We start from the raw sequence: 12,925 nt of genomic DNA, 5'->3' as shown, positions 1-12,925 counted from the left end.
CCCGTAAATCGAATGCACGTGCTATATGGTCGGTCGTGGCGTCGGGCATGCTGGGAAGTCGGGGTTTGTTGACAACCGGTGAATCCGACCGGCGTTGTCAGTGGCTCCCCCTAGTCTGGGAAAGACGGGGGCCTCGCCCCTGTCACTTCTCTCAAGAAAGGTGCGGACCGGCGTGGCCGACCGTCTCATCGTCCGTGGCGCGCGCGAGCACAACCTGAAGAACGTCTCGCTCGACCTGCCTCGTGACTCGCTCATCGTCTTCACGGGCCTGTCCGGGTCGGGCAAGTCCTCCCTGGCCTTCGACACGATCTTCGCCGAGGGCCAGCGGCGCTACGTGGAGTCGCTCTCCTCCTACGCCCGGCAGTTCCTCGGCCAGATGGACAAGCCGGACGTCGACTTCATCGAGGGCCTCTCCCCGGCGGTCTCCATCGACCAGAAGTCGACCTCGCGCAACCCGCGCTCCACGGTCGGCACCATCACCGAGGTCTACGACTACCTCCGCCTGCTCTTCGCCCGCATCGGCAAGCCGCACTGTCCGGAGTGCAGCCGGCCGATCTCGCGCCAGTCGCCGCAGGCCATCGTCGACAAGGTGCTGGAGCTTCCGGAGGGCAGCCGCTTCCAAGTGCTGTCGCCGCTGGTGCGCGAGCGCAAGGGCGAGTTCGTCGACCTCTTCGCCGACCTCCAGACCAAGGGCTACTCCCGCGCGCGGGTGGACGGCGAGACCGTCCAGCTCTCCCACCCGCCCACGCTGAAGAAGCAGGAGAAGCACACCATCGAGGTGGTCGTCGACCGCCTCACGGTCAAGGACTCCGCCAAGCGCCGCCTCACCGACTCCGTGGAGACCGCGCTCGGCCTGTCCGGCGGCATGGTCGTCCTCGACTTCGTCGACCTCCCCGAGGACGACCCCGAGCGCGAGCGCATGTACTCGGAGCACCTGTACTGCCCGTACGACGACCTGTCCTTCGAAGAGCTGGAGCCCCGCTCCTTCTCCTTCAACTCGCCCTTCGGCGCCTGCCCCGACTGCTCCGGCATCGGCACGCGCATGGAGGTCGACGCCGAGCTGATCGTCCCCGACGAGGACAAGTCCCTCGACGAGGGCGCCATCCACCCCTGGTCGCACGGGCACACCAAGGACTACTTCGGCCGCCTCATCGGTGCCCTCGCCGACGCGCTGGGCTTCCGGACGGACATCCCCTTCGGGGGCCTGCCGCTGCGCGCCCGCAAGGCCCTGCTGTACGGCCACAAGACCCAGGTCGAGGTCCGCTACCGCAACCGGTACGGGCGCGAGCGCCGGTACACCACGGCCTTCGAGGGCGCGATCCCCTTCGTCAAGCGCCGGCACAGCGAGGCCGAGAGCGACGCCAGCCGTGAGCGCTTCGAGGGCTACATGCGCGAGGTGCCCTGCCCCACCTGCGAGGGCACGCGCCTGAAGCCGCTCGTCCTCGCGGTCACGGTCATGGGCAAGTCGATCGCCGAGGTGTCGGCGATGTCCATCAGCGACTGCGCGGACTTCCTGGGCGAGCTGAAGCTCAGCGCCCGCGACAAGAAGATCGCCGAGCGCGTCCTGAAGGAGGTCAACGAGCGGCTGCGGTTCCTGGTCGACGTCGGCCTGGACTACCTCTCGCTGAACCGCGCGGCAGGCACCCTCTCCGGCGGCGAGGCCCAGCGCATCCGCCTGGCCACCCAGATCGGCTCCGGGCTCGTCGGCGTACTGTACGTCCTCGACGAGCCGTCCATCGGTCTGCACCAGCGCGACAACCACCGGCTGATCGAGACCCTCGTCCGGCTCCGGGACATGGGCAACACGCTCATCGTCGTCGAGCACGACGAGGACACCATCAAGGTCGCCGACTGGATCGTCGACATCGGCCCCGGCGCCGGTGAGCACGGCGGCAAGGTGGTGCACAGCGGCTCCCTCAAGGAGCTGCTGGACAACGCCGAGTCGCAGACCGGCCTGTACCTGTCCGGCAGGAAAGCCATCCCCCTGCCCGACGTCCGGCGCCCCCGCGACCCGTCCCGGCAGCTCACGGTGCACGGCGCCCGCGAGAACAACCTCCAGGACATCGACGTGTCCTTCCCGCTGGGCGTGTTCACGGCGGTCACCGGCGTCTCCGGCTCCGGCAAGTCGACCCTGGTCAACGACATCCTGTACACGCACCTGGCGCGCGAGCTGAACGGCGCCCGCAACGTGCCCGGACGGCACACGCGCGTGGACGGCGACGACCTCGTCGACAAGGTCGTCCACGTCGACCAGTCGCCCATCGGCCGCACCCCGCGGTCCAACCCGGCGACGTACACCGGCGTCTTCGACCACATCCGCAAGCTGTTCGCCGAGACGACCGAGGCGAAGGTCCGCGGGTACCTGCCGGGCCGGTTCTCCTTCAACGTCAAGGGCGGCCGCTGCGAGAACTGCGCGGGCGACGGCACGATCAAGATCGAGATGAACTTCCTCCCGGACGTCTACGTCCCGTGCGAGGTCTGCCACGGCGCCCGGTACAACCGGGAGACCCTGGAGGTCCACTACAAGGGCAAGTCCATCGCCGACGTCCTGAACATGCCGATCGAGGAGGCGACCGACTTCTTCGAGGCCGTCCCCGCGATCTCCCGGCACATGAAGACGCTGAAGGACGTCGGCCTCGGCTACGTCCGGCTCGGTCAGTCCGCGACCACCCTGTCCGGCGGCGAGGCCCAGCGCGTGAAGCTCGCCAGTGAGCTGCAGCGCCGTTCCACCGGGCGCACGGTCTACGTCCTGGACGAGCCGACCACCGGTCTGCACTTCGAGGACATCAGCAAGCTGCTGACGGTCCTGGCCGGTCTGGTCGACAAGGGCAACACGGTCATCGTCATCGAGCACAACCTCGACGTCATCAAGACCGCCGACTGGGTCGTCGACATGGGCCCCGAGGGCGGCGCCGGCGGTGGCCTGGTGGTCGCCGAGGGCACGCCCGAGGAGGTCGCCGGCGTTCCGGCCAGCCACACCGGCAAGTTCCTGCGGGAGGTCCTCGGCGCCGACCGGGTCAGCGACGCGGCCCCGGTGAAGGCCCCGCGCAAGGCGGCGGCGAAGACGGTGGCCGCCAAGGCCGTCGCCAGGAAGACCGCCACCAAGGCGGTCACCGGTACGGCTACGAAGAAGACCGCCACCAAGACGGCCAAGACGGCCAAGACGGCCAAGAAGGCCACCAAGCCCGCCACACCCGCCGCGAAGAAGACGACGCGGACGAGCAAGGCCTGACCCGGCCCACGCCGGGGCGACCGGGACCCACCCGGTCGGGCAGTGCCCGCGCACCGACGCGCCGGGTCCCACGGACCACTCCGTGGGACCCGGCGCGTCCGCGTGTCCGCCGACGCTCAGGCGCCCGCCGGCTCCACGAGCTGCGTGCCGTGCTGGATCTTCACCATCCCTCCGAGCAGCCCCGGTGCCGTCGACCGTCAGAGGGGCATCTCGTGGGCGTACGGCGGTTCCGCGCCCGCGCGTGAGCAGGTGATGGCCGCCGCCCGGGCGGCGAAGTCCAGGAGACCCGCCCAGCCCTCCGGGCCCAGAGCGGTCACCGCCTCTTCGCCGAGGGCGTCCCGTACCGCGAGGCCGTGCAGCAGCGCCGCGTTCACCGTGTCGCCGGCGCCGATCGTGTCCACCACCTCGGCCCGCCGGCCCGGCACCGCGTACTCGCCGCCGTCGCGGGTGTACGCCGTCAGCCCGGCACCGCCCCGGGTGACCACGACCGCCGACGGTCCTGCCGCCAGCCACTCCTGGGGGGTGCCGCCGAGCCACTCGGCGTCCTCGGCCGACAGCTTCAGCAGCGAAACCGACGGCAGCCAGCTCTTGAACCGGGCCCGGTAGGCGTCCGCGTCCGGAATCAGTCCGGCCCGGATGTTCGGATCCAGCGCGGTGAACACGCCCCGCGCGGCCGTCTCTCGCAGCAGTTCCTCGTACGCGCTCGCCCCCGGCTCCAGCACCAGCGAGCAGGTCCCGAAGGAGACGGCCCGGGTACCGGAGGGCAGCGCGGTGGGCACCGTGAACAGCCGGTCCGCCGTCCCCTCCACGTAGAAGGAGTAGGCCGCCGAGCCGTCCGCGCCGACCGAGGCCACGGCGAGTGTCGTCGGCTCGGCCCCGCGCTGCACCGGCGAGACGTCCACGCCGGTCGCGCGCAGCCGGTCCAGCAGCGCCTCGCCGAAGGCGTCGGACGACACCCGGGAGCAGAAGGCGGTGGGGGAGCCGAGGCGGCCCAGCGCGACGGCGGTGTTGTACGGACCGCCGCCGAGCGCCGGCCGCAGCGCGGCGAGGGCACCCGTGCCCTGCGGTACCAGGTCGATCAGTGCCTCACCGGCGACGACGATCACGGCAGGTTCCCTTCCTGGGCCTTGGCTGGGGCTTGTTCGACATGCTCGGCCTCTTCGCACCGGTCGGACCGCTCGGGACAGCCGCACGAGGTGCGGTGGACGAAGACGCAGGGCAGCCGCACGGACCGTACGGGCCGCTCCGGCGCTGCGAGGCGGTCCAGCAGCAGCCGGACGGCCCGGGCGCCGAGCTCCCGGCTGGGCTGCGCGACGGCGGTGAGCCGGGGTGAGAAGAGGTCCGCCCAGGCGAAGTCGTCGAAGCAGCAGAGCGCGAGGTCGTCCGGCACGGACAGACCGCGGTCCCGCAGGGCGCGCAGCGCGCCGATGGTCATCGCGTTGTTGGCGGTGACCAGCGCGGTGGGCGGCACCGCCAGGGACAGCAGGGTCGCCGTGGCCCTTTCGCCGCCGGCCGCCTCGGAGTCGCCGTGCACCAGGAGCCGTTCGTCGTACGGCAGCCCGGCGGCGGCGAGGCCGTGCCGGTAGCCGGTGATCCGCTCGCGCGTCGTGCTGAGCCCCGGCAGGCCCGCGACCAGGCCGATCCGACCGTGGCCGAGCCCGGCGAGATGGGTGACCAGCCGGGTCGTCGGCTCGGCACTTTCGGCGCAGACCTGGTCGAAGCGCGGGGCGTGATCGCCGTCCGGGGTGTCCACGAGCCGGTCGAGGAACACGGCCGGCACCCGGTGGCGTCCGAGGTAGGCGACCAGTTCGCGCGGGTCGGCGGAGGGCGCGACGATCATGCCGTCCACGCGCCGCTCGTGCAGCAGCTGGGCGACCTTGCGCTCGTGCCCGGGATCGTCGTGCGGGTCGGCGATGAGCAGGCTGTAGCCGTGCTCCAGGGCGGCGGCCTCGACGCCCTGGAGGATCTCGGTGAAGTACGGATTGCTGATCGCCGACACCGCCAGCCCGATCGAGCGGGTACGCGAGGTCACCAGGGAGCGGGCAAGGGTGTTCGGGGTGTAGCCGAGCTCCTCGATGGCGTCCAGCACCGCCTGGCGGGTGTGCGGCAGTACCGGACGGGTGTCGTTGAGCACGTGCGAGACGGTCGCCACGGAGACCCCGGCGCTCCGGGCGACATCGGCCATGGTCGCCATGGGCGTGCACCCCCCTTTCGCGTACTGCCGCGCATCGGCCCCCGCGCGGTGCTCGCGCCGCGCGCCCTGGCCGGGACCGTATCCCATCGGGAGGCGCACGTAAACGCTTGCGCAAGCGTTTATGTGCGCCTCCCGATGCCGCCTCCCCATGCCGCCGCCCAGGAAGACCCACCTCGCGGGGCGGTCGCAGGCACCGGATATCGTCACCCTGCACGCCCCCTGACCAGTGGAGACCTCCCATGCCCGGCCGCCCTGTCCCGAGCCGTCGTACCGTCCTGCGCTCGGCGGCCCTCACACCCGTCGCCGGAATCGGGCTGGCCGCCTGCTCGCCGGGCGACGACGGTGCCGTGCCCGCCAGGCCGACCGCACCCGTCGACCTGGGGAAGGACGGCGAGGTCGCCAAGGGTGCGACCAAGCTCTACCGGGACCAGAACGTGGTGGTCAGTCGCGCCGAGGACGGCTCCCTGAAGGCGTTCAGCACGGTCTGTACGCACGCGGGGTGCCCCATCAAGAAGCTCGAGGGGACCAAACTCGTCTGCCCGTGCCACGGCAGCGAGTTCGACGCCCGGACCGGTGAGGTGCTGCACGCCCCGGCCGACGCGCCCCTCATCCAACTGCCGGTCGAGGTGAAGCAGGGCAGGATCGTCGCGAGCCCCGGGACCTGACGCCGCTCACCGACGGGACTCGGGTGCGGCCGCTCACTTCCCGGCGCGCGACTACTCCCAGTCCCATCCGATCCCCAGCATGCCCGACCGCACCCGCGGCTCCACGAGGTGCACCGAGCGGTGCTGCCCGCTGAGGGCCAGCTCCTGCCGGCCGCCGCGCGGTGCCGCCGGCGAGTGCCGGGTGAACCGGTGGCAGCGCACCGGGAGGGCCGCGGCGTCGAACCGCACCTGGAGCGCGTACTGCCCACCCGCCGTACCGAACCCGCGGACGTACTCGCGCGACACTCCGGCCGTGCCGTCCTCGACGCCGTAGCGGAAGAGATGGGTGTCCCCGGCCCGCAGACACGTGTCGAACAGCAGCTCGGTCACGAGTACGCCCGTGTCGTGGTGGGTGCGCACCCGCCCCGTGCGGCAGTTCTCCAGCGCGTGGACGGTCATCCGCGCGGGAACGCATCCCGGGTCGCCGTGGTGGACGGCGACGAAGCGGTCGACGCCGTCGCGCCGGGCGCGGAGGATGAGGTGCGACTCGTGCCCGGCGAGCTCGCGCCGTGGTCCGATCCGGACGTGCTCGTGATGTCCGAGAGTATGCACCCCGACGTCCGAGGACGGGTGGTCCAGCTCGGCCAGCAGCCGGTCCAGGACGCCGGAAGCCTCCAGGTGGACGCGGTGGGAGCGGGCCGCGGGCCCCTGCGCCGAGGTGTCCTCGCCGGTCTCGGCGAGCAGGCGGATCAGCGACTCCTCGGGCAGCTGGAGTATCTCCTCCAGGGCCCGCACGGCACGCAGCGACTCCGGACGTTGCGGACGCCGGGCGCCCTGCTGCCAGTAGCTCAGACTCGTGACGCCCACCGTCACCCCGTGGCGCGACAAATGGTGCCTGACCCGCTGCAGCGGCAGTCCGCGAGCGGCGATCGCGGCGCGCAGGGCGACGTGGAAGGGGCCACCGCGCAGGGCCGAGTCGAGTTCCGCGGTGGCGGCGTCCGCGTGCGGTGTGGCGTGCGGCATGCAGGGGCCTTTCTGTGAGTCCACAACGGCTGGTCGGACCGTTCGACGCGGATCGGTCGGGGCCGCCCCCCCGGTCGCGGCGCAGAGGTCTTCACATCCGTACGCCGTGCTTCAGGGCCCCGAGTCCCCCCGCATTGAAGCGTGTTGACCAAGTCCCGACAACACCTGAGGCCGGACCACGCCCGCTCCTGGCCGAGAACGCACCGGCACACCCCGCCCCGGGGGCACCCGGCGTGACCGGTCGGCCCCGGACCGTCCCCCGCCGACCCCGCGACAGGCGACCGCAGGTCCGCGCCACGCGTCCTCCGCCGACCCCGCGACAGGCGACCGCAGGTCTGCACTACGCGTCCCCCGCCGACCCGCGACAGGCCACCGCAGGTCTCCGCGACGCGTCGTCCGCAGGTCCCCGCGACGGCGATCGCAGGTCCCCGCGAACGGGCGACCGCCGGGACCCGCGGCCGGTTGTCCACAGGACCCCGACTCGTCGTCCACAGCCCCGCCGGAGTGTCGGTCCCCGCCAGTAGGGTGTGAGACATGGCCGACCCCTCCAGCTACCGCCCCAGGCCGGGTGAGATCCCGGACTCCCCGGGGGTGTACAGGTTCCGCGACGAGCACCGCCGGGTGATCTACGTCGGAAAGGCGAAGAGCCTGCGCCAGCGCCTGGCGAACTACTTCCAGGACGTGGCGAACCTCCACCCCCGCACCCGCACCATGGTCACCACGGCCGCGTCCGTGGAGTGGACGGTGGTGTCCACGGAGGTCGAGGCACTGCAGCTGGAGTACTCCTGGATCAAGGAGTACGACCCCCGGTTCAACGTCAAGTACCGCGACGACAAGAGCTACCCGTACCTCGCGGTGACGATGAACGAGGAGTTCCCGCGCGTGCAGGTGATGCGCGGCCACAAGAAGAAGGGCGTGCGCTACTTCGGGCCGTACGGGCACGCCTGGGCGATCCGCGACACGGTCGACCTCCTGCTGCGCGTCTTCCCGGTGCGCACCTGCTCCGCCGGCGTCTTCAAGAACGCCGCCCGCACCGGCCGCCCCTGCCTGCTCGGTTACATCGGCAAGTGCTCGGCGCCCTGCGTGGAGCGGATCTCCGCCGAGGACCACCGGGAGCTCGCGGAGGAGTTCTGCGACTTCATGGCCGGCCGTACGGGCACCTACCTGCGCCGCCTGGAGCAGCGGATGGCCGAGGCGGCCGAGGAGATGGAGTACGAGCGGGCGGCGCGCCTGCGCGACGACATCGGGGCCCTGAAGAAGGCCATGGAGAAGAGCGCGGTCGTCCTCGCCGACGCCACCGACGCCGACCTGATCGCGATCGCCGAGGACGAGCTGGAGGCGGCCGTCCAGATCTTCCACGTGCGCGGCGGACGCGTGCGAGGCCAGCGCGGCTGGGTCACGGACAAGGTGGAGGAGATCACCACCGGCGCCCTCGTCGAGCACGCCCTCCAGCAGCTGTACGGCGAGGAGACCGGCGACGCGGTCCCCAAGGAGGTCCTGGTCCCCGCCCTTCCCGACCCGGTGGAGCCGGTCCAGCAGTGGCTGACGGAGCGCCGCGGGTCGGGCGTGTCGCTGCGCATCCCGCAGCGCGGCGACAAGAAGGCGCTGATGGAGACGGTGCAGCGCAACGCCCAGCAGGCGCTCGTCCTGCACAAGACCAAGCGTGCCTCCGACCTGACCACGCGCTCGCGTGCGCTGGAGGAGATCTCCGACGCCCTCGGTCTGGACAGCGCCCCGCTCCGGATCGAGTGCTATGACATCTCACACCTCCAGGGCGACGACGTCGTGGCCTCCATGGTCGTCTTCGAGGACGGACTGGCCCGCAAGAGCGAATACCGCCGTTTCCAGATCAAGGGCTTCCGGGGACAGGACGACGTCCGGTCCATGCACGAGGTCATCACCCGCCGCTTCCGCCGCTATCTCGCCGAGAAGGAGAAGACCGGCGAGTGGGCGGACGGGGAGGACACCACCGTCGGCGATCAGTTCACCGACGGCCGGGCCCCTTCGGACGGCTCGGCCCTGAAGGACGACGACGGCCGCCCCCGGCGCTTCGCCTACCCGCCCCAGCTCGTCGTCGTCGACGGCGGGCAGCCGCAGGTCGCGGCGGCCCAGCGTGCCCTGGACGAGCTCGGGATCGACGACATCGCCGTCTGCGGCCTCGCCAAGCGCCTGGAGGAGGTCTGGCTGCCCCGCGAGGACGATCCGGTCGTCCTGCCCCGCACCAGTGAGGGCCTGTACCTTCTGCAGCGGGTCCGTGACGAGGCCCACCGCTTCGCGATCACCTACCAGCGCACCAAGCGCGCCAAACGCTTCCGCTCCAGCCCCCTGGACGACGTGCCCGGCCTGGGGGAGACCCGCAAGCAGGCACTGGTCAAGCACTTCGGTTCGGTGAAGAAGCTGAGGTCGGCGACGATCGACCAGATCTGCGAGGTGCCCGGCATAGGCCGCAAGACGGCCGAGACCGTCGCCGTGGCCCTCGCCCGGGCCACCCCGGCCGCGCCCGCCGTGAACACGGCGACCGGAGAGATCATGGATGACGAGGACGGGGCACCCGAGACGACGGCGGATGCCCCGGGGGAGCCCGTGTCCGCGGGCACCCCGGACGAACGACGGGGGCAGGAGAGATGACCGAGCACGAGGCAGAGCCCACAGCGGGGCGAGAACAGGCCCACAGCACGACCGGCCAGGACACGGGCATGCGGACGGCCCGTTCCGACCGGCGCCAGGACAACGGAGCACAGGTGAGTACGGGCAAGGAAACAGCCGGGGCGTCCGAGGCGGCCATCCCCGAGCTGGTGATCATCTCCGGCATGTCCGGGGCCGGCCGCTCGACGGCCGCCAAGTGTCTGGAGGACCTGGGCTGGTTCGTCGTCGACAACCTGCCGCCCGCGCTGATCCCCACCATGGTGGAGCTCGGCGCCCGCTCGCAGGGCAACGTGGCGCGGATCGCGGTCGTCGTCGACGTCCGCGGCCGGCGCTTCTTCGACAACCTGCGCGAATCCCTCGCCGACCTCGACGCCCGCGGCGTCACCCGGCGGATCGTCTTCCTGGAGTCCTCCGACGACGCCCTGGTGCGCCGCTTCGAGTCGGTGCGCCGCCCGCACCCCCTCCAGGGCGACGGCCGCATCGTCGACGGCATCGCCGCCGAGCGGGAACTCCTGCGCGAGCTGCGCGGCGACGCCGACCTGGTGATCGACACCTCCAGCCTCAACGTGCACGAGCTGCGCGCCAAGATGGACGCCCAGTTCGCCGGGGAGGAGGAGCCCGAGCTGCGGGCGACCGTCATGTCCTTCGGCTTCAAGTACGGCCTCCCGGTCGACGCCGACCTGGTCGTGGACATGCGCTTCCTGCCCAACCCGCACTGGGTCCCGGAGCTGCGCCCGTTCACCGGCCTGAACGAGGAGGTGTCGTCGTACGTCCTCAACCAGCCCGGGGCCAAGGAGTTCCTCGACCGCTATGCCGAGCTCCTCCAGCTGATCGCCGCGGGCTACCGTCGGGAGGGTAAGCGCTACGTGACCGTGGCCGTCGGCTGTACCGGCGGCAAGCACCGGTCCGTGGCCGTGTCGGAGAAACTCGCCGCCCGGCTCGCTGCCGAGGGCGTGGAGACGGTGGTCGTCCACCGGGACATGGGACGGGAATGACAGGACGTACTCCGCGGCTGAGCAGGCTGCGCCGGGTGGTGCCCGAGGGACGCGGCGGCAGACCCGCCGACGCCCGCGCCGCCCGGCCCGAGCAGGCGCGCGGCGGCAAGCCGCGCCGCCGGGGCACCCAGCCCAAGGTCGTCGCCCTAGGCGGCGGCATGGGCCTGTCCGCCTCGCTCGCCGCACTGCGCCGGATCACCGGCGACCTCACGGCCGTCGTCACGGTGGCCGACGACGGCGGCTCCAGCGGGCGCCTGCGCGACGAGCTGGGCGTCCTGCCGCCCGGCGACCTGCGCAAGGCGCTGGCCGCGCTGTGCGGCGACGACGACTGGGGCCAGACCTGGGCCCGCGTCATCCAGCACCGCTTCCAGTCCCAGGGCGACCTGCACGAACACGCGGTCGGCAATCTGCTGATCGTCGCCCTGTGGGAGCAGCTCGGCGACCATGTCCAGGCGCTGGACCTGGTCGGCAAGCTGCTCGGCGCGCACGGGCGGGTGCTGCCCATGTCCGCGGTGCCGCTGGAGCTCCAGGCCCTGGTCCGGGGCCACGACCCGGACCGGCCCGAGGAGGTGGACACCGTGCTCGGGCAGGCGACCGTGGCGCTCACGCCCGGCGAGGTGCAGTCCGTGCACCTGGTGCCGAACGACCCGCCCGCCGTCCCCGAGGCGGTCGAAGCCGTCCTGGACGCGGACTGGGTGGTGCTGGGTCCCGGCTCGTGGTTCTCCTCGGTCATCCCGCACCTGCTCGTGCCCGACCTGCTGGACGCGCTGGTCGAGACGAAGGCGCGCAGGGTGCTCTCGCTGAACCTCGCCCCGCAGCCCGGAGAAACCGAGGGCTTCTCCCCGCAGCGTCATTTGGAGGTTTTGGGACGACACGCCCCTAAACTCGCCCTGGACGTGGTGCTGGCCGACGAGGCCGCCGTGCCCGACCGTGACTCGCTCACCGACGCCGCGAAACGGTTCGGCGCCGCGGTCGAGCTGGCTCCGGTCGCCCGGACCGACGGGACCCCGAGGCACGACCCGGAGCTGCTGGCCGCCGCGTACGACCGTATTTTTCGGATGCATGGAAGGATCGGCCCATGGCGATGACGGCAGCGGTGAAGGACGAGATCTCCCGGCTCCCCGTCACCCGGACCTGCTGCAGAAAGGCGGAGGTCTCCGCCATTCTGCGGTTCGCCGGCGGCCTTCACCTGGTGAGCGGGCGCATCGTGATCGAGGCGGAGCTGGACACCGCGAGGGCGGCCCGTCGGCTCAAGCAGGACATCCTGGAGATCTTCGGGCACAGCTCCGAGCTGATCGTGATGGCGCCGGGCGGGCTGCGCCGCGGCTCGCGTTACGTCGTTCGGGTGGTCGCGGGCGGTGACCAGCTGGCCCGCCAGACCGGGCTGGTGGACGGCCGTGGCCGCCCGATCCGCGGCCTGCCGCCGCAGGTGGTCTCGGGGGCCACCTGCGATGCCGAGGCCGCCTGGCGCGGGGCCTTCCTGGCGCACGGCTCGCTCACCGAGCCCGGCCGTTCCTCCTCCCTGGAGGTGACCTGCCCGGGTCCCGAGGCCGCGCTCGCCCTGGTCGGCGCCGCCCGTCGGCTGTCGATCGCCGCCAAGGCCCGCGAGGTGCGCGGCGTGGACCGGGTCGTCGTCCGCGACGGGGACGCGATCGGCGCCCTGCTCACCCGGCTCGGCGCCCACGAGTCGGTGCTGGCCTGGGAGGAGCGGCGGTTGCGCCGCGAGGTCCGCGCCACCGCCAACCGCCTCGCCAACTTCGACGACGCCAACCTGCGCCGCTCGGCCCGCGCCGCCGTCGCCGCCGGTGCGCGGGTCCAGCGGGCCCTGGAGATCCTCGCCGACGACGTGCCCGAGCACCTCGCCGCCGCGGGTCGGCTCCGCATGGAGCACAAGCAGGCCTCACTGGAGGAGCTGGGCGCCCTCGCCGACCCGCCGCTGACCAAGGACGCGGTCGCCGGCCGCATCCGCCGACTGCTGGCCATGGCCGACAAGCGGGCCGCGGACCTCGGCATCCCGAGCACGGAGGCCAACCTCAGCGAGGATCTGGCCGACAACCTCGTCGGCTGACCGGAACCCGGGTCCGCGGCCCCGCCCCGCCCGGGTCGACCGCCCCCGCACGCGCCGTCGAGAAGCCGGTGCCGACGCCCACTCGGGTGATCCGCACCGGCTCGCGCGTGTCCGTCCGGCGCT

At 72.1% G+C, this 12,925-nt stretch carries 9 protein-coding genes; 6 read left to right on the top strand and 3 right to left on the bottom strand.

The window, feature by feature from the left end; all coding sequences use genetic code 11:
• Positions 1-172: 172 nt before the first annotated feature.
• Complete coding sequence (uvrA, locus tag RM812_RS10960) at positions 173-3,232, top strand: excinuclease ABC subunit UvrA (protein ID WP_311572253.1); 3,060 nt, start codon at positions 173-175, stop codon at positions 3,230-3,232.
• Positions 3,233-3,429: 197 nt separating this feature from the next.
• On the opposite strand, the gene RM812_RS10955 is transcribed toward uvrA, so the two are convergent.
• On the bottom strand, positions 3,430-4,338 hold the full coding sequence (locus RM812_RS10955) for a carbohydrate kinase family protein (RefSeq protein WP_311572252.1): 909 nt from the start codon (positions 4,336-4,338) through the stop codon (positions 3,430-3,432).
• Positions 4,335-5,426 carry a LacI family DNA-binding transcriptional regulator gene (locus RM812_RS10950; RefSeq protein ID WP_311572251.1) on the bottom strand — a complete coding sequence of 364 codons (1,092 nt, stop codon included), beginning with the start codon at positions 5,424-5,426 and terminating at the stop codon, positions 4,335-4,337. Before RM812_RS10950 ends, RM812_RS10955 begins: the two co-directional genes overlap by 4 nt.
• A 239-nt stretch (positions 5,427-5,665) precedes the next feature.
• Between RM812_RS10950 and RM812_RS10945 the strand changes: the two genes are divergently transcribed.
• Complete coding sequence (locus RM812_RS10945; protein ID WP_311572250.1) at positions 5,666-6,091, top strand: Rieske (2Fe-2S) protein; 426 nt, start codon at positions 5,666-5,668, stop codon at positions 6,089-6,091.
• A gap of 51 nt (positions 6,092-6,142) precedes the next feature.
• Here the strand turns inward: RM812_RS10945 and RM812_RS10940 are convergent, their stop codons facing one another.
• Positions 6,143-7,093, bottom strand: coding sequence for a hypothetical protein (locus RM812_RS10940; protein ID WP_311572249.1), 951 nt, complete (start codon positions 7,091-7,093; stop codon positions 6,143-6,145).
• Between the two features lie 534 nt (positions 7,094-7,627).
• On the opposite strand from RM812_RS10940, the gene uvrC reads away from it, so the two are divergent.
• From uvrC to whiA, 4 genes are read left to right on the top strand one after another with little or no spacing between them, the layout of a single operon-like run.
• Positions 7,628-9,721: an excinuclease ABC subunit UvrC gene (gene uvrC, locus RM812_RS10935; RefSeq protein WP_311572248.1), complete on the top strand. Its 2,094-nt coding sequence runs from the start codon at positions 7,628-7,630 to the stop codon at positions 9,719-9,721.
• Positions 9,718-10,734 carry an RNase adapter RapZ gene (rapZ, locus tag RM812_RS10930; protein ID WP_311572247.1) on the top strand — a complete coding sequence of 339 codons (1,017 nt, stop codon included), beginning with the start codon at positions 9,718-9,720 and terminating at the stop codon, positions 10,732-10,734. The genes uvrC and rapZ overlap by 4 nt, the downstream gene beginning before the upstream one ends.
• Positions 10,731-11,822: a gluconeogenesis factor YvcK family protein gene (locus tag RM812_RS10925; RefSeq protein ID WP_311572246.1), complete on the top strand. Its 1,092-nt coding sequence runs from the start codon at positions 10,731-10,733 to the stop codon at positions 11,820-11,822. The genes rapZ and RM812_RS10925 overlap by 4 nt, the downstream gene beginning before the upstream one ends.
• Positions 11,813-12,802: a DNA-binding protein WhiA gene (gene whiA / locus RM812_RS10920; RefSeq protein WP_311572245.1), complete on the top strand. Its 990-nt coding sequence runs from the start codon at positions 11,813-11,815 to the stop codon at positions 12,800-12,802. Before RM812_RS10925 ends, whiA begins: the two co-directional genes overlap by 10 nt.
• Positions 12,803-12,925 lie beyond the last annotated feature (123 nt).

The sequence above is a fragment of the Streptomyces lancefieldiae genome (genome assembly GCF_031845825.1).
In the GTDB taxonomy this organism is placed as follows: Bacteria; Actinomycetota; Actinomycetes; order Streptomycetales; family Streptomycetaceae; genus Streptomyces; species Streptomyces lancefieldiae.
This window is presented reverse-complemented; position numbering and strand designations above follow the sequence as displayed.